This is a genomic window from Flavobacterium enshiense DK69, assembly GCF_000498495.1.
GTDB lineage: Bacteria > Bacteroidota > Bacteroidia > Flavobacteriales > Flavobacteriaceae > Flavobacterium > Flavobacterium enshiense.
In genome coordinates, this window is the sequence record NZ_AVCS01000002.1 from 16,379 (window position 1) to 36,514 (window position 20,136).

Here is a 20,136-nt window from a genome sequence, read left to right on the forward strand (position 1 = left end):
TTGTTGAATTTGTTACAAGTAAAATATGTTAACGAATTGCTTTTTTTAGCCATTAGGATTTCTTCATAAAATGAGTAAGATTTCTTAAATTTGTTATTCCTCATCTCGGTAAGGCTAAGCGCCTCAAAATGAAGCTGCGACCGTTTGGCTGCAATGCGATTTTCAATAGATAATGTTATTGTTGGCCTTTCAAATCAGCAAAATAGAGAAATCATGAATGATACAGTTGAAATACGGGAGCTGAAACTGGAGGACTACAAACAACTCATTGAAACCATGGAAGCCGCCTATACAAACTGGGCAGGGGGTATGTGGACATACGCGAATATCGATACCCTTATCCAAAAATTTCCAGAAGGGCAACTGGTGGTTTGTTTCAACGATAAAATTGTAGGCTGTGCATTATCCATCATCGTGAATTACGACGACTTTGGTGATCGTCATACCTATAAGGATATCACCGGTGATTATACCTTTTCCACACATAACAAGGAAGGGGATGTACTCTATGGTATTGAAATATTCATTCATCCAGATTACAGGGGTAGACGATTGGGGAGAAGGCTGTATGACGTCCGTAAGGAATTGTGCGAAAAGATGAACTTAAAAGCTGTGGTTTTTGGAGGCAGAATCCCAAACTATTATAAGCATGTGACGGAAATGAAGCCCAGGGAATATATAGCTAAAGTAAAGAACAAAGAAATTTACGACCCGGTACTGACGTTTCAGTTAAGCAATGATTTCCACGTAAAAAAAGTGCTTACCAATTATATGCCCGGAGATTCACAAAGCCGGGAATTTGCAACCCTTTTGCAATGGGACAATGTATATTATGAAGACATAGAGGCTCTCGAATCCAAAAGAATTACCCGCAATGTGCGTTTAGGTTTGATTCAGTGGGAGATGCGATATTATACTACCTTAGAACAATTGTTCAAGCAGGCGGAATATTTTATAGACTCTGTTTCGGGATATAAAGCGGATTTTGCTATGTTTCCAGAGTTTTTTAACGCTCCAATGATGGCTTTGCTGGACAGTAAAAACGAAGCGGATGCCATGCGTCAGCTTTCGGAATACACTGTGCAAATCAGAGATCAGTTCAGCGAATGGGCCATTAAATATAATGTGAATATCATTACCGGAAGTATGCCTTTTGTGGAAGATGGCCGACTTCAAAATGTTGGTTTTTTATGCCATCGCAGCGGTAAAATAGATTACTACGAAAAGATTCACATCACACCCGATGAAGAAAAATACTGGGGATTGAAAGGCGGAGATATGATTCAGTCCTATGATACTGATGCCGGTAAAATAGGTATATTGATCTGCTATGATGTGGAATTCCCGGAATTGGCCCGATTGCTATCTGAAGACAGGATCCAGATTTTGTTTGTACCTTATCTGACCGATACGCACAATGCTTATATGAGAGTTCGTCATTGTGCTGCCGCGCGTGCCATAGAAAACGAGTGTTTCGTAGCAATTACGGGAAGTGTAGGGAACCTACCTCAAGTGGAAGCGATGGACCTGCATTATTCACAAGCTGTTGTTTTTACCCCCTGTGATTTCGCATTTCCTTTTAACGGAATCAAAAGTGAGGCCACTGCCAATACTGAAATGATACTCATATCTGATGTCGATTTGAGTCTGCTTGAAAACCTGCACTTTCATGGCAGTGTTAAAAACCTATTGGACAAAAGAAACGATTTGTATTCCACAAAATTCAATATGAAATCGCAAACACCCCCAAGTGAATAATTAGTATAAAGTTGTTCTTATGGTAAAAGAAAAAATCAGTTCTGCGGAAAAGAACTGCAAAAGCGGACTTGTATAAAAGTAAAAAGTCGAGGTGGAGCCCCCGACTTTTTGGTTGAATGTGTAACCACATTTCTGTGCATTCAGGTGCAAATATAAGTCAAACATCTGAGATGGCAACTATTTATTTATAAATATTTTTTACTGCCTGGAAAATGCCTCATTTTGAAATTAGTAAAACTCTTTTGTAACCTTTTGGTAGTTCATTCACTCTATATTATTAGAAGCGATTAAAAATCAACTAAAAATAAAGAGTCATGGAAACAAATCAAGTATTTACATCAACTGTAAATTTATTGCGCTTAACCTATGGTCTTGTTCCAATTGTGGCAGGGTTGGATAAATTCACTAACATACTGACCAAGTGGGAAGACTATTTAGCTCCATTTATGAAAGAGATGCTTCCTTTTGAAGCGGGAACTTTCATGATGATTGTCGGTGTGATAGAAATTGTAGCGGGAATTATCGTTTTAGTCCGTCCGTCCGTTGGAGGGTATATTGTTGCCGCTTGGCTTACTTCAATAGCATTAACGTTATTGGCAAGCGGTACATTTCTCGATGTGGCCGTGCGTGATTTGGTAATGGCAATCGGTGCTTTTTCATTGGCAAGAATGGCAAAAGCAGTTCATAAATAAAACTGTTGTTATCGAAAAAAGGTAACTTTAAAGTGTTTTAAACTTCATATTAAATGAAAACAATGAAATTGTTAGAGCAATATTCCGATTTTGAAATAATCCAAAAAGTCTTGGGAGGGGAAATTGAATTGTTTGAAATCCTTATCAGAAGAAATAATCCTTATTTGTACAAAACAGGGCGGTCTTACAGTTACAATCATGAAGATACTCAGGATTTGATGCAGGAAACCTTTATTCAGGCTTATATAAATCTGTCAAAATTTGAGAACAGGGCATCGTTTAAAACGTGGATTATAAAAATCATGTTGAATAACTGTTTTCAGAAACGACAGAAAATGAGTTTTAAAAATGAATCTCCAAAGGAAATTAATGAAAAAGCACAACCTATGTTTACCAATAACAAGCAATCGGATACTCAAAAGAACATTATTAACCGGGAACTTCATTCGGTCATTGAAGATGCAATTCAGCGAGTGCCTTCAGATTACAGAATTGTATTTTCACTCAGGGAAATCAACGGTTTAAATGTTACTGAAACCGCAGAAGTACTGAATATCAGTGAAGCCAATGTAAAAGTTCGCTTAAATCGTGCCAAAGCATTGCTGAGAAAAGAAATAGAAAAAAGTTATACCCCGGACGATATTTTCGAATTTAATCTGATTTATTGTGATACTATGGTTAGCCGGGTGATGAATCAAATCAAAAAGATGGATAAATAAAATGAATATAATTGATATAATCGGTGAAGAACATATTGGTACTTCATTGGAAACGCCGCTTCGTGAAGATGCATTTGTAATGAGTGATGAAACGAAGATTGAACATATTCAACATCATTTCAAAGAGATCATGCACATTTTAGGGCTTGATTTAACGGATGACAGTTTGAGAGGGACACCGCATCGGGTAGCAAAAATGTATGTAAAAGAAGTTTTTAACGGACTTAATCCGGCCAACAAACCCGATGTGAAACTTTTTGAAAATAAGTATCAGTATAATGAGATGCTAATTGAAAAAGATATCACATTGTATTCTTATTGTGAACATCATTTTGTGCCAATTATAGGGAAAGTGCACGTGGCTTATATTTCTAACGGGCAAGTTGTCGGGTTATCTAAAATTAACCGCCTGGTAAATTATTATGCCAAGCGACCACAAGTACAGGAAAGATTGACAAATCAAATTGCAAACGGTTTGAAAGAAGTGTTGCAGTCTGATGATGTTGCTGTAGTTATTGATGCTGTTCATCTTTGCGTTGCTTCCCGAGGAATAAAAGATACAAACAGCAGTACAATTACCGCAAGTTATTCCGGGAAATTTAAAGAGGAAAAAACCAAAATGGAATTTATAAATTTAATAAAATAATAAGCCTTTTTTGCTCAATTTAAAATAGTAACATCCTGATTTTATTAAGAGTATTTCAATCATAATTGATTGCTTTTATTTTTGAAAATTCTGCTTTAAATTATTATGATACCAAAACAGAAATAATTACTTTTGGTGCGATTAAAAATCAGAATTATACACTTTTGAATTATGGTTAAGGATTTATTTGAAAGAATACAAAATAATAAAGGTCCGTTAGGAAAATGGGCTTCACAGGCAGAAGGTTACTATGTGTTTCCAAAATTGGAAGGTGAATTAGGGCCAAGAATGAAATTTCACGGAAGAGAAATTTTAAACTGGTCGATTAATGATTATTTGGGATTGGCTAACCATCCTGAAGTGCGTAAAGCAGATACTGAGGCTGCAATGCAATTCGGAGCAGCTTATCCTATGGGGGCCCGAATGATGTCCGGTCATACAAATTACCACGAGCAACTGGAAAACGAATTGGCATCTTTTGTAATGAAAGAAGCGGCTTATTTGTTGAACTTTGGTTATCAGGGGATGGTGTCTATCATCGATGCGTTGGTGTCTAAAAATGATATCATCGTTTATGATGTTGATTCACATGCGTGTATTATTGATGGTGTTCGTTTACACATGGGTAAACGTTTTACTTACAAGCACAACGATTTGGAAAGCATGGAGAAAAACCTTCAGCGTGCTACCAAAATGGCTGAAGAAACTGGTGGTGGAATCTTATTCATCACAGAAGGTGTTTTCGGAATGCGCGGTCAACAAGGGAAACTGAAAGAAATCGTTGCCTTGAAAGAGAAATATAATTTCCGTTTGTTGGTTGACGATGCACACGGTTTTGGAACACTTGGTAAAACAGGTGCCGGAGCAGGAGAGGAGCAAGGCTGTCAGGACGGAATCGACGTTTATTTCTCGACGTTTGCAAAATCAATGGCTAACATTGGAGCTTTCGTAGCAGCAGATAAAGATGTTATCGATTATCTGAAATACAACTTACGTTCGCAAATGTTTGCTAAAGCATTGCCAATGATTCAGACAATCGGTTCGTTAAAACGTTTGGAGTTATTGCGTAATTCATCTGAGATTAAAGACAAGCTTTGGGAGAATGTAAACGCATTACAAAACGGTTTAAAAGAAAGAGGTTTCAATATCGGAGATACTAATACTTGTATCACGCCAGTGTACCTTGAGGGTTCTATTCCGGAAGCAATGGTAATGGTAAATGACCTACGTGAAAACTACGGTATTTTCCTTTCTATTGTAGTATATCCGGTAATTCCGAAAGGTATTATTTTGTTGCGTATGATTCCAACAGCGTCTCATACTCTGCAGGATATAGAGGAAACATTATCAGCTTTCGAAGCAATCCGTGAGAAACTTGTAAACGGAACTTATAAGCAGATTGCTCAGGAAACAACGGTAGATGTATCGTAATTGTTTCTTAGTTAGATAAATAAAAACCCATCCGCTGCCGGATGGGTTTTTATTTTTAAGCAAATGGATAGTTTTTTAACAATGGGTGATTTTTCTATGTTAACTGAATGTTATGTTTCGTAAACTTAAAGTTGCTGTTCAGAAGTTTGAAAAAAATAACAATATGTATTATTCTACTTTTGTTGAACAAATCTACCTACTATGAAAACCATTTTCAAAAAAGACCGTACTGAAACCATGTTACTTGTAGCCTATGTAATAGTTGTTTTTTCAGTCTTGGTTTCATTATTTTAACCTCTCTTTTATCATTACAAGGGATCAAATATCCATTCTGTAAGTTTTTCTTCTTTTGTGAATTTTTGGATCAAAGTTTTTCCAAAGATTATGCATTGCGTTATTTTCGAGTAATTCAGGAGTTCGGATAAACTTTTTGATTTTTTTCTCTTTGAAGACTTTATAAAAATCATCAAAAATGATAGCAGTTACTCCTTTGTTTTGATACTCTGGGTGTACCCCGATTAAATAGAAAACCACTTCTCTGGAATTCTTTTTCGCTTTTAATAAATGTAGAAAACCGAATGGAAACAATTTGCCTTTGGCTTTTTGTAAAGCCGTTTCATACGAAGGCATTACGATGGTAAAGGCAACCATCTTATTGTTGCTGTCGACAATGAATTTTATGTATTCCGGATTAATGAAGCTTACATATTTTTTCTTGAAATATTCTTTGGTTTCATCATTTATGGCAACGAAGGATTGTAAATCGGCATAGGATTCATTGAATAAGTCGAACATCTGATCCACGTAAGGAAAGATATCTGAGTTTTTTTTGAAATGAAGCGTTTTTAACCCGTAGCGTTCCTTAATCATTTTGCTTGCTCGTTGAAAAGGTTCCGGGTTGATGGCGTCCATTGTGAACCAACTCTCGAAGAATTCTTTTTCGGTAACCATTCCGAGTTTTTCAAAATGTTCCTTGTAATAGGGCATGCTGTACCAGGAAATCATGGTTCCTAATTCATTAAAGCCTTCGGTCAGAACGCCAACCTTGTCCAGATTTGAAAATCCCATTGGGCCTTCGATGTGGTCCATATGGTGTTTTTGTCCCAGTTCACGGGCTTTTTCGAGCAAGGCTTTGGTTACTTCAATATCGTCAATAACATCAAACCAACCAAAACGTACTTTCTTTTTACCTAATTGGTTTACTTCATCCCAATTAATGATAACTGCTATTTTACCGGCAATTTTGTTGTCTTTGTACGCCAGATAAAAGTGTACATCGGCATTTTTGAAAGCAGGGTTTTTAGTGCGGTCAAAACCTTCCAGTTCATCAGCAATTATAGGTGGAATCCAATAGGGGTTGTCTTTAAAAATTTCAAAAGAAAATAAAACAAACTCTTTTAGTTCTTTTTGGGAACTGACTTCTTTTATTGTAATCATAAATTATTGTACTTCGTCGGAACGTTTCTTCTTCTCTTCTTCTACTTTTTTGCCTTTTGTATCGCCCTTTACTTCTTTACCGCCTTTGATTTCAACCGGTTTGTAGCTTTTGTCAAAACGCCATGAGAACCCTACAGCTCCGGTAAAAATGGAAGGGGTGTCTTTAATACTTGCTCCTACAGAAGCATCTACCTGCATGTTTTTCTTTATCAGGTAAGCGGCTCCTCCACGGAAAATACAATCGGAGTACCAGTCGCTTTTATATCCTTGATTTTCAATGAACACCGACCAGTTTTGGTTGATGCCATGGCTTAATGTCAAGATGTAGCCGTAGCTTGGGTAATCGGTTGCGATTTTGTCAGCAATAAGGTTTGTGGTTAACACGGTTCGGCTACCAAAGTGGTTCTGCAGTAACAACATTACTTTCGGGCTTACCGTGGGATCAGTAGGGAATGTATAAGGATTGTCCCCAACATTGAAATTTGCACCCACGTATCCTCCAATCGCAGGCAGTAACTTTCTCCATTTGAATTTGTGGTTGGCCTTCCAACTGTATACGTTTACTTTTTCTTCATAATTTTTCCACGGATCGTAAAATAAATATTTGGCACCGACAGTCAGCTGCCTGAATCCGTTTCTGTTTTCGTCCAAAACAGGGGAAGAGTATTTATCTGTCTGGTATTGCATTTCACCTATAAACTCAAGCTGCTCCAAAAAAGCACCATAGCGCACCACCAGGTCTAATCCGAAACCTTTGGCTTCCCATTCCTGTAAATCATGTTTTTCTTTGGTGTAATAAATACCGGATTCTGCCTGAATGACCTTTTTTCCTACCGAAAAGGCGCCAAAAGATTTTCCTGGGCGATTGGAATTAATTTCGTCGGTATGTTGAGCGATTGCTATTCCTGACGTAATCAGTAATAAACCAAGAAGTTTCGTTTTTAATTGGGGCATGATTGCTTTTTTTGTTTTAATTTGAACGTATATCAGTCCTCCAAAAATAGTATTTTATTATTATTTTAAGAAACAGATCTTATTTTTAAATGTAGCTTTGCTTAAATTTGACAAAATTTATTTCAGGATGGAAACAGCATCATTTACAGGTTTGATAAGAGCATTACTTTGGATACTTTTCATATACTATGCATTAAAATTCGTTATGCGATTGCTAGCTCCTTACTTTTTACAACAGGTAGTTAAAAAAGCTGAGGAGAATTTCAAACAACAACAGCAAAATTACCAGCAGCAATATTCGCAAACGAATACGCAGTCGTCTTCTCAGGCCGAAATGCCCAAAGAGAGGAAGAAAGTGGGCGAGTATATTGATTTTGAAGAAATTGAATAGTTTAAAACAGAACGAATAACAACCGAGTTATTCGTTTTCTTTTTTTAAAAGGGTTTTTATTGTTACTTTAGCCTGATTTTTAAGCCAATTGAAGCAAAATAACATGAAAAACCTAAGCAAGATTTACCCTTATTTATTAGTCGTAATCGGCTTTACAGTAATTTCCGTTCTTTATTTTTATCCTGTGATGCAAGGTAAAAAAGTGTTTCAGAGTGATATCGCTCAATACACCGGAATGGCCAAAGAGCAAAACGATTTCAGAAAAGAAACAGGGGAAGAACCTTACTGGACCAACAGCGCTTTCGGAGGAATGCCAACTTACCAGCTGGGGGCTAATTATCCGCATAATTATATCAAACAACTTGATAATCTGATACGTTTTCTACCGCGTCCTGCTGATTATCTTTTCCTGTATTTTATTGGATTTTTCATTTTACTAAAAGCTTTAAAGGTTGATAATCTCAAAGCCTTCTTCGGCGCACTCGCATTTGGTTTTTCCACCTATATGATAATCATTCTCGGGGTAGGGCACAACGCTAAAGCCCACGCGATTGCTTATATGCCGATGGTTGTTGCAGGCGTGATTATGGTTTATCAGAAACGATATATTGCCGGTGGGTTGCTTACCATGATGGCTGCCGCTTTTGAAATCAATGCGAACCACTTCCAGATGACCTATTATCTGTTGTTTTTGTTGTTGGTGATTACCGTATATTATAAAATTCAATATTTAAGAGAGAAAGATTTTAAAGGACTTTGGAAAGCATTCGGGATTTTTATTCTTGCGGGGATTCTTGCTGTTGGAGCCAATGCGACCAACTTAATGGCTACTTCGGAATATGCAAAATATTCAACCCGTAATGATAGTGAGTTAACGTTTTCTGCAGATGGAAAAAAAGCAGAAAACAACAATGCAATGTCTTATGACTACATTACTGAATACAGTTACGGAATTGCAGAAAGCTTGAATTTAATCGCACCGCGTTTATTTGGAGGTTCCAATCATGAGAGTGTGGGAGAAGGTTCTCCTATGTATGAATTCGTGTTAGGGCAGGGAGCATCTCCAACCGAAGCTAAAGATTTCGCATCAGCAGTTCCAACCTATTGGGGAGATCAGCCAATTGTTGCGGCACCGGCCTATATTGGAGCGATTGTATTCTTCCTGTTTGTTTTGGGAATGTTCATCGACAAACGTAAAATTAAATATGCCTTTTTAGGTGGAGCCGTACTTTCATTGCTATTGTCTTGGGGAAAATATTTCCCGGCTTTAACCGATTTCTTCATCGATTTCGTGCCGATGTACAACAAATTCCGAGCAGTTTCCTCCATTCAGGTAATTTTGGAATTGTGTATGCCGGTTATGGCAATTTTAGGAATGCAGGCTTTCTTTAATTCAGAAGAAAAAGCCCGTTTCAAGGCACTTTGGATGTCGGCAGCAACTGTGTTGGGGATTGTTATTTTACTGTTTATATGTAAAGGAATGTTCAGCTTTACAGGAGGAAGTGACAGTATGTACCTGCAAATGTATGGTGAGATGGGACCACCATTTATCAATGCGTTGAAAGAGCAGCGTCAGGAAATGTACTCTTCCGATTTAATGCGTTCGGCAATATTGATTGTTTTGACAGCCGGAACGTTATGGTTCTTCATCAAAAATAAAGTATCGGAACTGACAACCGTGATTATTGTTGGGGTTTTAATGGTCGGAGATTTGTTCTTTGTAGATAAAAATTATGTAAACAACGATAGTTTTGTTTCTGCCCGTCAAGCGGATATTCCGTTTGAAGCGACTCCAGCAGATCAACAGATTTTGAGTGACACAACTCATTTCAGAGTGTTTGAAGTAGATGGAAATATGTCAAGCGCAAGAGCTTCTTATTTCCATAAATCGATTGGAGGCTATCATGCGGCCAAACCAAGAAAAATGCAGCAGCTGTTTGATTATCAGATTGCCAAAAATAATATCGGTGTATTGAACATGCTGAATGTAAAATACATCATTCAGAAAGACGAACAAGGTCAGGATGTTCCGATGCAGAATCCGAATGTAAATGGAAATGCATGGTTTGTAAGCGAAGTAAAACTGGTGAATTCAGCTGATGAGGAAATGAAAGGTCTGGATAAACTGGATACTAAGAATGCTGCGATTGTAAATCAGAAGGATTTTGCTGGTGCAGTAAAGACGGCTTCATTTACAAAAGACAGTCTGGCTGCAGTTAAATTGAATGTTTATAAACCGAATTACTTAAAATATACGTCAAACAATACAAACAATGGGGTAGCGGTTTTCTCTGAAATCTATTATCCTAAAGGTTGGATTGCAACTATTGACGGTAAAGAAACCAATATTTTCTGCGCTGATTATGTGTTGAGAGCGATAAATGTACCGGCAGGAAAACATACGATTGAATTCAAATTCCAACCAAAAGTGGTACAAACGGGAAGTATGATTTCACTGTTCAGTTTCTTTGGAATGTTAGTGTTGGTAGGTTTCGGAATTTTTACGAAAATGAAGAAGAAAGATGCCGCTTAATTAGTTTCGAAAATAAATTGAGAACTATTTTATTAATAGCCATAGGAGGTGCTTTGGGCAGTGTTTTACGCTACCTGACCACGTTATTTATTAATAAGCATTTCCAGTTGTATTTTCCATATGCGACATTCGTGGCAAATATTTTAGGATGTTTCCTGATCGGGTTATTCTTAGGGTTGTTGGAAAAACATGATGTTGCCCATCCAAATTTGAAATTCTTTCTGATAACCGGATTTTGTGGTGGTTATACGACTTTTTCGACCTTTTCAAGTGAAAATATAAGTTTGTTTCAAGCTAATCAGTACGGAACAGCTTTTTTGTACATAGGCTTAAGTGTCGTTGTTGGATTGACCGCTACTTGGGGAGGCCTGATGATTTCAAAACTGTAATATGAAAAAAGTACTCATCATAACGTATTATTGGCCGCCTGCGGGTGGACCCGGCGTTCAGCGTTGGTTAAAGTTTGTGAAGTATTTACCCGATTTTGGAATCGAACCCATCGTTTACGTTCCGGAGAATCCCACCTATCCTTTATTGGACGAAAAACTATTGGCGGACGTTTCTGAAAAAGTTACGATTCTAAAAAATAAAATTGTAGAGCCTTATGCATGGGCTTCGTTATTCTCGAAAAAAAGCACTAAAAAAATCAGTTCTGGAATCATTCCGAATCAAAAAAAGCAATCCTTTCTTCAAAAAATGCTGCTTTGGGTTAGAGGAAATCTGTTTATTCCTGATGCAAGGGTTTTGTGGGTGAAACCATCAGTTAACTATTTGTCAAAATACATTCAGGAAAATGAGATTGAGACTATAATTACTACGGGGCCACCTCATAGTTTGCATTTAATCGGTTTAGAATTAAAAGAAAAACTAAAAGTAAAATGGATTGCTGATTTTCGTGATCCATGGACAACCATTGGCTATCATAAAGCATTGAAATTATCGGTTTCTTCGGCAAAAAAGCATAAAATGTTGGAGTCTGAAGTTATGAATAAAGCCGATTTTCTTCTGGTAACGAGCCCGACCACAAAAAAAGAGTTTGAGGCCATCACTTCAAAACCGATTCATGTTATCACCAATGGATATGATGTTGAGAATGTGAGCAGGCAAACTTTGGATGAAAAGTTCACTTTAGCACATATCGGTTCGTTTTTATCCGATCGGAACCCGAGAATTTTATGGAAGGCACTTAAGGAATTGATCCGTGAAAATGATAAGTTCAGGGAATACTTCGAACTGAAGTTAATCGGAGCAGTGAGCCAAGAAGTTTTAGATGCTATTGCAGAATTTCGGTTGACTGATTATGTAAATAATCTTGGTTATGTTTCCCATCAGGAAGCTTTAGAACATCAACGAAAATCCCAGGTTCTATTGCTTGTCGAAATTAATTCGGAAGAAACAAAAAGTATTATTCCCGGAAAACTTTTTGAGTATATGGTTTCTGAAAGGCCAATTTTAGCCATCGGACCAAAAGATGCCGATTTCTCTGTAATTCTCAAACAAACCAATACAGGTGTTTTTGCTCTTTATGATGAAAAAGAGAAAGTAAAAGAAACCATTTTAAGTTTTTTCAATTTGTTTTTGGAGAATAATTTAAAAGTGTATCCTGTGGGGCTGCAGCAATACAGCCGCAAGAACTTGACTAAAGAATTGGCCGGTTTGCTGCAATAAAAAATCCCGCTTCACATTGCTGCTTAGCGGGAAATTTAACCAAACTTAACCAACCAAATTTATTCAACTATATTCTCTTGTTTTTTTCCATTACAGATTGTTCATCTTTTTTAGCGGCATCGATTTCTTCTTCAGTCATTTTAGCTTTTGTGCCATCTGCTTTGTAGTAATAATAATCATCCTCATTATATCCTGAACCACTTTCGTATCCGTAATCCGTATTGTTATACCCGTTTTCGCTGTATGTGTAAGGATTGTATGCATATCCATGGCTCCATCCGTTTACATACCCGATTACATCAATGATGTGACCTCTTCTGTTGTATAGGATCCGAAGACCACCAACCTGAGTAAGTGCAAAGCTGTTGTATCTCATATATACATTACCTACACGTTTTACCCTGTTGAACCCATCATAATTGATGAATACGTTTCCGATACGTCTTACCCTGCCGAAGTTGTCATGCTCTACTCGAATGCCATAGTTTGCCGGTCCATAATAACTTGAGGTGCGTACACCAGGTGCTCCATAGGTTGTATATGCTGTTGCATGTCTTGGACCTGATGGACGTGTGTTGAAATCAAATTGTCCGTCAGGGAAAACATAAAACTCTATTCCACGCTCCATAAACATGATTGGTTCCGCATTTCTGTAATCTGCAGTGTGGCGAGGTTTTTTTTCGTTTGTATCATAAAAAGCAGGGTTTTCTGACGCATATGCCATACTTCCTACCAGAAGTACACTGGCTACTAAAAGAGTAATTTTCTTCATAATACATTAATTTTAATAGTTTACCTACTCGTAACGTCTTTCGGTTTCCACGTTTCTGATTTTATTCAGTTTTTTATTTGATAAGCGATATCCAATTTACGTGCCAAAAAAGGAGGTGGTATTTTTAATAATGAGTAATTTTGTTGTAAGTTGCTGGTTATTAAGTTTTTGTATTTATTAAAAAATATTGTTTTTCTTGTTTATGGAAGAAATTCCCGAATTAGACGGTATGATTTTTTGTGGGTTTTAAGGATAGAACGAAAAAATATAAAAAAATCAAGCTAATTAGTTAAAATTTTATAAATTCGTGAGCCAAAACTAACTAACTTAACTGAAACTGATAGAAAAATGAATTTTTTTAAACGAAAAATCGTACTTTTTTTATTGGCGATTGGAAGTTTGCAAACCACCACTGCGCAGACTTTCATTCAACGATATGCAGATGTTGCCAATCAAGCATCTCAGGCCAATATTACCAATAATCTGACACAATATGAAGCCCTTGGGGTGAAGCGAAAAGGAACTGTTGCACTGCAAAATACCTTAGATTGGTTAAAGAACAAGTATTTAAGTTATGGATACACTGCTGGGCAAATGATGGAAGATTCCTATTCGTATTCCGGTTTTACCTGTAAAAATCTGGTACTGACAAAAGTAGGGACCGTTTATCCGAACACCTATGTAATCATTTGTGGGCATTATGATTCGATTACCGGTACCGGTACAAATGATAATGGCAGTGGTACAGTCGTTCTTCTTGAAGTTGCACGTTTACTGCAAAGTATCCCTACAGAATATTCTATTAAATTTATCAATTTCAGTGGGGAAGAAGATGGTTTGTATGGAAGTCAGCATTATGTGTCTTCAGTCGTAAATGGAACTACTCCAAAAATGGATATTAAATTAGTGTTCAATATTGATGAAGTAGGGGGTGTAGCGGGCATGGTGAATAATACCATTACCTGCGAACGCGATACTGGAAGTCCAACATCAAACAATGCGGCATCTAATACTATCACTAACGAACTAATTACGTGTGTTGGATTGTATTCCACGTTAAATACGTTTTTAAATTATGCTTACGCTTCCGATTATATGCCGTTTGAGAATAACAATGAAGTGATTACTGGTTTCTTTGAAAAGAATGAAAGCTCACATAGGCATACGGCTACTGATTTACTCGTTAACATGGATCCGGTTTATGTGTATAAGATTTCTAAAGCGGCAACGGGTGCCATGATGCATTTTGCAAAAGCAAGTGCGACTCTTTCAAATATTGATTATAATGCCGATTTTCAAATTAGTTTCTTTCCAAACCCTACTAAGGGAAGACTGAATATTAATTTAGGAACATTGCCGATAAACAATTATACGTTTTCACTGATTGATATTCAAGGGAAACAAGTTTATAAGGATTCCATTCCCAATGCGAAACAAATCGAAACCATTGATGTTTCCCGTTTTAGTAAAGGGGTGTATTTGGGGGTGTTGGAGTCGGAAGAAAACCGTATCACTAAAAAGATAGTGATAGAGTAGCGGTTGTTCTTTTAAGAAAAAGTATCTAAAACATACAAAAACAAGCGTTTGTTGAATCGAAAAATAGGATTCTCAATCGCTTGTTTTTTTGTATAAAGCCTTTTAATATAGCTTATGTACTGCGCTCTGAGGGATTTTCATGTTAGAATCGGAATCCTAAACCAATTTGAATTACCGAGTTTTTAATGTCATCTCCTTCTCCTGAGTCTCCAATTTGTGTTAATCCTGCCTGGTATCTGGCGTTGGCAAAAATAATTTCAGATAATTCATAGTTCATGCCGAAAGCTAAACCAAAATCAGCTGATTTTAAGAGGTTATCCATGTCTTGGCTTCTTGAACCGTAATAAGTTTCTGATTTTATTTTGGATTCTAACAAAAAACCTACGTACGTCCCTGCTTCCAATGAGAATTTTGGAACTATTTCATATTTGACCATTACTGGGACATTCATGTAACTTAATTTCATTGTAGCATTATAATTAACTCCGTTGATAGTACCGCTATTTTTTGAGCCCTGAGTTGAATATAATAGTTCCGGTTGTATTGATAATTTTTCAGTTATCGGGATTTCAAAAAACAATCCGGCATTAAAACCTACATACATACTAGTGTTACCAGCATCATCTCCAACAATGTTAGCTAAATTTAGGCCTACTTTGGCTCCTACACTTACTTTCGAGGTATCATTGTTTTTTGATTTTTCTTGTGCATTAGCAAAACCAAATGTAAGTACTGCCATAAGTGAAAGAACAATTTTTTTCATGCTGTTTTATTTTTTAAAATTTCGTGCGAAAATAATAAAAATATAACCATTAATGAATGTAAATTCTTTCAAAAAATATTTTTAAAAGTATTGGTTTAAAGAAAGTAAGAGTGCCTGTGTTGTATTTTTACAATATAAATTTTGATAAAAGAGCAGTAAAAACGCTCAAAATACTTTTGAACCAGTTTTTAAATATTTCCGAAATAGTATCACACCGGATACTTTTTAAAGAATACCCGGTTTTGAATGGTACATAAGATCTTTTTACAGCTTTTCTTTCAGGTATTTCCCTGTAATGGATTTGGAATTTTTGACAATTTCTTCAGGAGTGCCGAATGCAATCAGATTTCCTCCGTTTTCACCGCCTTCCGGACCGATATCGATTATGTAATCAGCGCATTTGATTAAATCTAGATTGTGCTCGATCACGATTATGGAATGTCCTTTTTCAATTAAGGCATCAAACGAAGCTAATAATTTTTTGATATCGTGAAAATGCAATCCGGTTGTTGGTTCGTCGAATACAAATAAGGCTTTTTCTTTTGTTGCCCCCTTAACTAAAAATGATGCCAATTTGATACGCTGTGCCTCTCCACCAGAAAGCGTAGAAGAGGATTGTCCCAATTGTACATATCCCAAACCAACATCTTGAAGGGGCTGTAATTTTTGAGTAATCTTAGTTTGTTTATGCTCGCTGAAAAACGCAATGGCATCATCAATGGTCATCGTAAGGATGTCATCGATGTTCTTGTTTTCATAATTAACTTCCAGAATTTCTTTTTTGAAGCGTTTTCCGCCGCAGGTTTCACATTCCAGATGTACGTCGGCCATAAATTGCATTTCAATGGTTACCTCACCATCACCTTTGCAGGTTTCGCAACGACCGCCTTCCACATTAAACGAAAAATGTTTCGGCTGATAACCGCGCATTTTTGATAATTGCTGTTTCGAGAATAAATCCCGAATGTCATCATAAGCTTTGATATACGTTACCGGATTGGAACGCGAACTTCTTCCAATTGGGTTCTGATCAACATATTCGATGTGTTTTAACTGAGAAAAACTTCCTGCCAATTCTGTAAACTGACCTGCTTTTTCTCCAACCCCTTCCAGTTTTTTCTGGATGGCCGGGAATAATATTTTTTTAACCAACGTACTTTTTCCGCTTCCTGAAACTCCGGTAATTACCGTTAAGCATTCCAAAGGAAAAGTAACATCTATGTTTTTTAAGTTGTTTTCGCGCGCACCGATAACATCCACATGATTTTTAAATTTGCGGCGAATTTTCGGAACTTCAATCTCCATTTTTCCGCTAAGGTATTTTCCGGTAAGCGTGTCGGCTTTCAGGATTTCGTCATAAGTTCCCTGAGCGACCAATTCACCTCCGAAAGTTCCAGCTTCCGGGCCAATGTCGATAATCATGTCGGCAGCTTTCATGATGTCTTCGTCGTGCTCCACTACAATTACGGTATTTCCTAAATTGCGCAGATCTTCAAGGACTTTGATCAGTCTTTCTGTGTCTTTCGGATGCAGACCAATACTCGGTTCGTCCAAAATATACATCGATCCTACCAAACTGCTTCCTAACGAAGTAGCAAGATTGATTCGCTGTGATTCTCCGCCGGAAAGGGTAGCCGAATTTCTGTTTAATGTCAGATAATTTAGTCCGACTTCATCCAAAAAGCGCAAACGGTTATTGATTTCAATCAAAAGGCGTTTGGCTACTTTTTCATCGTATTCGGATAAAGTCAATCCTTTAAAGAATTCAATCAGATTTTTGATTGGTAAATCAACCAAATCAGAAATGGTTTTTCCGCCTACCTGAATGTAATTGGCTTCCGGGCGTAAGCGTTTTCCTTTACAGGCAGTACATTTGGTTTTTCCGCGATAGCGTGACAGCATAACGCGGTTTTGAATTTTATAGTTTTTCTCTTCCAATTCCTGGAAGAAAGCGTCCAATCCTACAAAATATTTGTTTCCGGACCAGATTAAGGTTTTTTGTTCCGGTGACAATTCGAAATAAGGCTTGTGGATAGGGAAATCAAAACGATGACTGTTGTTTACTAATTGATCGCGATACCAGCCCATGCTTTCGCCACGCCATGGGTAAATGGCATTTTCATATACGGAAAGTGCTGTGTTTGGAATCACCAATTCTTCATCAATTCCGATAACATTGCCATAGCCTTCACATTTCGGACAGGCACCGTACGGATTGTTAAAACTGAACAAGTGGATATTTGGCTCCAGAAATGTGATTCCGTCCAATTCAAAATTATTGCTGAAGACAAATCGTCTCTCTGAATTTAATTCCTGCAGATAGCATTCGCCTTTTCCTTCATAAAATGCTGTCTGCACGGCATCTGCCAATCGGTTGTAAAATTCTTCCTCTTCTTTTACGATGATTCGGTCAATGATTAACAGCACATCTTTGTTATCAAGCGAGTGTTGGTCGATTTCATCCAGACGAACCATTTCATTATCAACCAAAATACGTGCAAAACCTTGTTGCAGCAATACTTTTAACTTGTCTTCCAGCGCTCTTCCTTCTTCTAAATGGATAGGGGAGAGCAGGAGCCATTTACTTTCCAAATCGAAATTTTGAACTTCGGCAATAACATCACTGACAGTATGTTTTCTGACCTCGTTGCCTGAAATTGGGGAAAAGGTTTTGCCTATTCGGGCATATAACAATTTAAGGTAATCGTAAATTTCGGTTGAAGTTCCAACGGTAGAACGCGCATTGGTAGTGTTTACTTTCTGTTCAATGGCTATGGCCGGTGCGATTCCTTTTATATAATCAACTTTTGGCTTGTCAAGTCGTCCTAAAAACTGACGGGCATAGGAAGATAAGCTTTCAACATAACGTCGCTGTCCTTCAGCATAAAGCGTGTCGAAAGCCAAACTTGATTTTCCAGAACCCGAAAGTCCTGTGATAACCACAAGTTTATTTCTCGGAATCGCCACATCCACATTCTTAAGGTTGTGAAGTTGCGCTCCTTTTATGATAATATTTTTCTTTGGCTCTAATGTTGTGATGTCAGTTTTCATAGAAAAATGTGGGTGAAATGCAAAGATAACTAAAAACCAAATTTTAAGGGATTTGTTTCGGTATTATTAGTCTTAAAAGCGATATGATTATTATTAGAACATTGATTCGATGCCTATGATTTGAATTTTTGTTTTCAGTTTTTTGAAAAATATTGTGTTGTCAAATGTTAAATTTTAAATTATTATTTGTAGGATAAAAACATTTATTGCTATATTTGGTTAACAATAATTTATAAAAACATTTGCCTATCGTATAAAAATACTTTTTTTAGAATTAATTCCCAAACCAAAAACTAAAAAGTATTATTATGGCTAATGTTGTACTTCCGGACGCAGTCCTAGTAAAAAATTATGTAGGCGGAGATGAAAATGCTTTAGCTACATTAATTGAGAGACACCAATCTAAAATTTACGGATTTATCTATTCAAAGGTAATGGACAGAGATGTTACCGAGGATATTTTCCAGGACACTTTTATTAAAGTTATCAAGACTTTAAAGACAAAAAACTACAACGAAGAAGGTAAGTTTTTACCATGGGTGATGCGTATTTCTCATAATCTGATTGTGGATTATTTCAGAAAAACCAAAAAAATGCCTTTCAACAGAGATACCGAGGAGTTTTCAGTGTTTTCACTCATGACAGACAACAGTCCGAATATTGAGAGTAAAATAATCACGGAGCAGGTTGAGGTTGATTTGCAGCGTTTAATCAGCGAATTGCCGGACGATCAGCGAGAAGTTTTGGTAATGCGTATTTATGATGATTTAAGTTTTAAGGAAATAGCTGATCTGACAGGAGTCAGTATTAATACAGCCTTGGGCAGAATGCGCTATGCCTTAATGAACTTGAGAAAAGTGATTGAGAAAAATCAAATAATTTTAACCAATTAAACAATATTTATAGGTGAGTTGCGTTATTGTTTTATAATTTATATTGAAACAATGGCAAAACTCTACTCTAAAAAGAAAAAAGCAAATCCAAAAATGTCACCTAAAAAGGAAACTGTTAATTTTTTGCTCAACTATTCTAAGGCGTTGAGTATTACAAAGGTGGGTGATTTAACTTTTGAGAACATTGCTAATTAGGAAAATGTCCCGGAACTGAAGGTTTCGGGACATTTTTTATTTATTCTTGTAGTATTCACCCAGGACCGATTTTCTGCCGATGGTTTTAGTGATGATGTCTTTCTCCAAGTTCCACCCGCGTGCCGGTGAGTATTCCCTTCCATACCAAATGATCTGAAGATGTAAATCGTTCCACAGTTCGCGTGGGAAAATACGTTTGGCGTCTTTTTCCGTTTGCTGTACATTTTTACCATTGGTCAGATTCCAGCGGTACATCAGTCTGTGGATGTGCGTGTCCACGGGAAATGCAGGTACACCGAAGGCTTGGCTCATTACCACGCTTGCCGTTTTGTGTCCAACTGCAGGCAAAGCTTCCAAATCTTCAAAACTTTGAGGGACTTCTCCGTTGTGTTTTTCGATTAATATTTGTGACAAGCCATGGATTCCTTTTGATTTCATTGGCGAAAGTCCGCAAGGTTTAATTATTTCCTTAATTTCTTCCACTGAAAGTTTTACCATGTCGTAAGGATTGTCTGCTTTTGCAAATAAAAGCGGCGTAATTTGGTTCACGCGAACATCAGTGCATTGTGCCGAAAGTAAAACAGCAACCAGTAGGGTATAAGGGTCTTTGTGGTCAAGAGGAATAGGGATTTCGGGATAAATTTCGTTTAATGTTTCTATAACGAAGGCTACCTTTTCTTCTTTAGTCATTTTGATT

Annotated in this window: 18 protein-coding genes; 12 read left to right on the plus strand and 6 right to left on the minus strand. The window is 37.0% G+C overall.

Annotated elements, in window-relative coordinates; all coding sequences use genetic code 11:
- Positions 1-213: 213 nt before the first annotated feature.
- The 5 genes from FEDK69T_RS00245 to FEDK69T_RS00265 all read left to right on the plus strand — a co-directional run bounded on the left by FEDK69T_RS00245 (position 214) and on the right by FEDK69T_RS00265 (position 5,246).
- On the plus strand, positions 214-1,758 hold the full coding sequence (locus FEDK69T_RS00245; RefSeq protein ID WP_035629954.1) for a carbon-nitrogen hydrolase family protein: 1,545 nt from the start codon (positions 214-216) through the stop codon (positions 1,756-1,758).
- Positions 1,759-2,072: 314 nt separating this feature from the next.
- Entirely contained in the window at positions 2,073-2,450 is a 378-nt protein-coding gene (locus tag FEDK69T_RS00250) for a hypothetical protein (protein ID WP_023572116.1), read from the plus strand.
- Positions 2,451-2,503: 53 nt separating this feature from the next.
- The gene (locus FEDK69T_RS00255) at positions 2,504-3,169 is read left to right on the plus strand and encodes a sigma-70 family RNA polymerase sigma factor (protein WP_023572117.1); all 666 of its coding nucleotides are present in this window, start codon (positions 2,504-2,506) and stop codon (positions 3,167-3,169) included.
- Position 3,170: 1 nt separating this feature from the next.
- Positions 3,171-3,815 (plus strand): GTP cyclohydrolase I FolE, encoded by a 645-nt coding sequence (gene folE / locus FEDK69T_RS00260; protein WP_023572118.1) that lies wholly within the window; start codon positions 3,171-3,173, stop codon positions 3,813-3,815.
- Positions 3,816-3,986: 171 nt separating this feature from the next.
- Positions 3,987-5,246, plus strand: coding sequence for an aminotransferase class I/II-fold pyridoxal phosphate-dependent enzyme (locus FEDK69T_RS00265; protein ID WP_023572119.1), 1,260 nt, complete (start codon positions 3,987-3,989; stop codon positions 5,244-5,246).
- A 318-nt stretch (positions 5,247-5,564) separates the two neighbouring features.
- Here FEDK69T_RS00265 and FEDK69T_RS00270 read toward each other — a convergent pair whose 3' ends face one another.
- Positions 5,565-6,683: a hypothetical protein gene (locus FEDK69T_RS00270; RefSeq protein WP_023572120.1), complete on the minus strand. Its 1,119-nt coding sequence runs from the start codon at positions 6,681-6,683 to the stop codon at positions 5,565-5,567.
- Positions 6,684-6,686: 3 nt separating this feature from the next.
- Complete coding sequence (locus tag FEDK69T_RS00275) at positions 6,687-7,637, minus strand: transporter (RefSeq protein WP_023572121.1); 951 nt, start codon at positions 7,635-7,637, stop codon at positions 6,687-6,689.
- A gap of 127 nt (positions 7,638-7,764) precedes the next feature.
- Between FEDK69T_RS00275 and FEDK69T_RS00280 the strand changes: the two genes are divergently transcribed.
- The 4 genes from FEDK69T_RS00280 (at position 7,765) to FEDK69T_RS00295 (ending at position 12,229) form a co-directional block, all read left to right on the plus strand.
- Positions 7,765-8,028, plus strand: a complete 264-nt coding sequence (locus tag FEDK69T_RS00280; protein ID WP_035629904.1) for a DUF4834 family protein — start codon at positions 7,765-7,767, stop codon at positions 8,026-8,028.
- A 103-nt stretch (positions 8,029-8,131) separates the two neighbouring features.
- Entirely contained in the window at positions 8,132-10,561 is a 2,430-nt protein-coding gene (locus FEDK69T_RS00285) for a YfhO family protein (RefSeq protein ID WP_023572123.1), read from the plus strand.
- Between the two features lie 17 nt (positions 10,562-10,578).
- A complete protein-coding gene (crcB, locus tag FEDK69T_RS00290; RefSeq protein ID WP_035629903.1) occupies positions 10,579-10,950 on the plus strand; it encodes a fluoride efflux transporter CrcB in 372 nt (123 codons plus the stop codon).
- Between the two features lies 1 nt (position 10,951).
- Positions 10,952-12,229 (plus strand): glycosyltransferase family 4 protein, encoded by a 1,278-nt coding sequence (locus FEDK69T_RS00295; RefSeq protein WP_023572125.1) that lies wholly within the window; start codon positions 10,952-10,954, stop codon positions 12,227-12,229.
- Positions 12,230-12,296: 67 nt separating this feature from the next.
- Here the strand turns inward: FEDK69T_RS00295 and FEDK69T_RS00300 are convergent, their stop codons facing one another.
- Positions 12,297-13,001, minus strand: a complete 705-nt coding sequence (locus tag FEDK69T_RS00300; RefSeq protein WP_023572126.1) for a hypothetical protein — start codon at positions 12,999-13,001, stop codon at positions 12,297-12,299.
- Positions 13,002-13,349: 348 nt separating this feature from the next.
- Here FEDK69T_RS00300 and FEDK69T_RS00305 point away from each other — a divergent pair, with 348 nt between their 5' ends.
- On the plus strand, positions 13,350-14,537 hold the full coding sequence (locus tag FEDK69T_RS00305; protein WP_023572127.1) for a M28 family peptidase: 1,188 nt from the start codon (positions 13,350-13,352) through the stop codon (positions 14,535-14,537).
- A gap of 142 nt (positions 14,538-14,679) precedes the next feature.
- Here FEDK69T_RS00305 and FEDK69T_RS00310 read toward each other — a convergent pair whose 3' ends face one another.
- Entirely contained in the window at positions 14,680-15,300 is a 621-nt protein-coding gene (locus FEDK69T_RS00310) for a porin family protein (RefSeq protein ID WP_023572128.1), read from the minus strand.
- 264 nt (positions 15,301-15,564) lie between these two features.
- Positions 15,565-18,351 carry an excinuclease ABC subunit UvrA gene (gene uvrA / locus FEDK69T_RS00315; RefSeq protein WP_023572130.1) on the minus strand — a complete coding sequence of 929 codons (2,787 nt, stop codon included), beginning with the start codon at positions 18,349-18,351 and terminating at the stop codon, positions 15,565-15,567.
- A gap of 308 nt (positions 18,352-18,659) precedes the next feature.
- Here uvrA and FEDK69T_RS00320 point away from each other — a divergent pair, with 308 nt between their 5' ends.
- Complete coding sequence (locus FEDK69T_RS00320) at positions 18,660-19,244, plus strand: RNA polymerase sigma factor (RefSeq protein WP_023572131.1); 585 nt, start codon at positions 18,660-18,662, stop codon at positions 19,242-19,244.
- A 51-nt stretch (positions 19,245-19,295) separates the two neighbouring features.
- Positions 19,296-19,439, plus strand: coding sequence for a hypothetical protein (locus FEDK69T_RS16000; RefSeq protein ID WP_023572132.1), 144 nt, complete (start codon positions 19,296-19,298; stop codon positions 19,437-19,439).
- Positions 19,440-19,475: 36 nt separating this feature from the next.
- On the opposite strand, the gene FEDK69T_RS00325 is transcribed toward FEDK69T_RS16000, so the two are convergent.
- A complete protein-coding gene (locus FEDK69T_RS00325) occupies positions 19,476-20,129 on the minus strand; it encodes an endonuclease III domain-containing protein (RefSeq protein WP_035629902.1) in 654 nt (217 codons plus the stop codon).
- Positions 20,130-20,136 lie beyond the last annotated feature (7 nt).

Bases quoted from the DNA above. Each gene is read 5' to 3' on its own strand.
- FEDK69T_RS00265 (WP_023572119.1), top strand. From the start codon at position 3,987: ATGGTTAAGGATTTATTTGAAAGAATACAAAATAATAAAGGTCCGTTA.
- uvrA (WP_023572130.1), bottom strand. From the start codon at position 18,351: ATGAAAACTGACATCACAACATTAGAGCCAAAGAAAAATATTATCATA.
- FEDK69T_RS00285 (WP_023572123.1), top strand. From the start codon at position 8,132: ATGAAAAACCTAAGCAAGATTTACCCTTATTTATTAGTCGTAATCGGC.
- FEDK69T_RS00300 (WP_023572126.1), bottom strand. From the start codon at position 13,001: ATGAAGAAAATTACTCTTTTAGTAGCCAGTGTACTTCTGGTAGGAAGT.
- FEDK69T_RS00245 (WP_035629954.1), top strand. From the start codon at position 214: ATGAATGATACAGTTGAAATACGGGAGCTGAAACTGGAGGACTACAAA.
- folE (WP_023572118.1), top strand. From the start codon at position 3,171: ATGAATATAATTGATATAATCGGTGAAGAACATATTGGTACTTCATTG.
- FEDK69T_RS00275 (WP_023572121.1), bottom strand. From the start codon at position 7,637: ATGCCCCAATTAAAAACGAAACTTCTTGGTTTATTACTGATTACGTCA.
- FEDK69T_RS00305 (WP_023572127.1), top strand. From the start codon at position 13,350: ATGAATTTTTTTAAACGAAAAATCGTACTTTTTTTATTGGCGATTGGA.
- FEDK69T_RS16000 (WP_023572132.1), top strand. From the start codon at position 19,296: ATGGCAAAACTCTACTCTAAAAAGAAAAAAGCAAATCCAAAAATGTCA.
- FEDK69T_RS00310 (WP_023572128.1), bottom strand. From the start codon at position 15,300: ATGAAAAAAATTGTTCTTTCACTTATGGCAGTACTTACATTTGGTTTT.
- FEDK69T_RS00255 (WP_023572117.1), top strand. From the start codon at position 2,504: ATGAAAACAATGAAATTGTTAGAGCAATATTCCGATTTTGAAATAATC.
- FEDK69T_RS00320 (WP_023572131.1), top strand. From the start codon at position 18,660: ATGGCTAATGTTGTACTTCCGGACGCAGTCCTAGTAAAAAATTATGTA.
- FEDK69T_RS00270 (WP_023572120.1), bottom strand. From the start codon at position 6,683: ATGATTACAATAAAAGAAGTCAGTTCCCAAAAAGAACTAAAAGAGTTT.
- FEDK69T_RS00250 (WP_023572116.1), top strand. From the start codon at position 2,073: ATGGAAACAAATCAAGTATTTACATCAACTGTAAATTTATTGCGCTTA.
- FEDK69T_RS00280 (WP_035629904.1), top strand. From the start codon at position 7,765: ATGGAAACAGCATCATTTACAGGTTTGATAAGAGCATTACTTTGGATA.
- FEDK69T_RS00295 (WP_023572125.1), top strand. From the start codon at position 10,952: ATGAAAAAAGTACTCATCATAACGTATTATTGGCCGCCTGCGGGTGGA.
- FEDK69T_RS00325 (WP_035629902.1), bottom strand. From the start codon at position 20,129: ATGACTAAAGAAGAAAAGGTAGCCTTCGTTATAGAAACATTAAACGAA.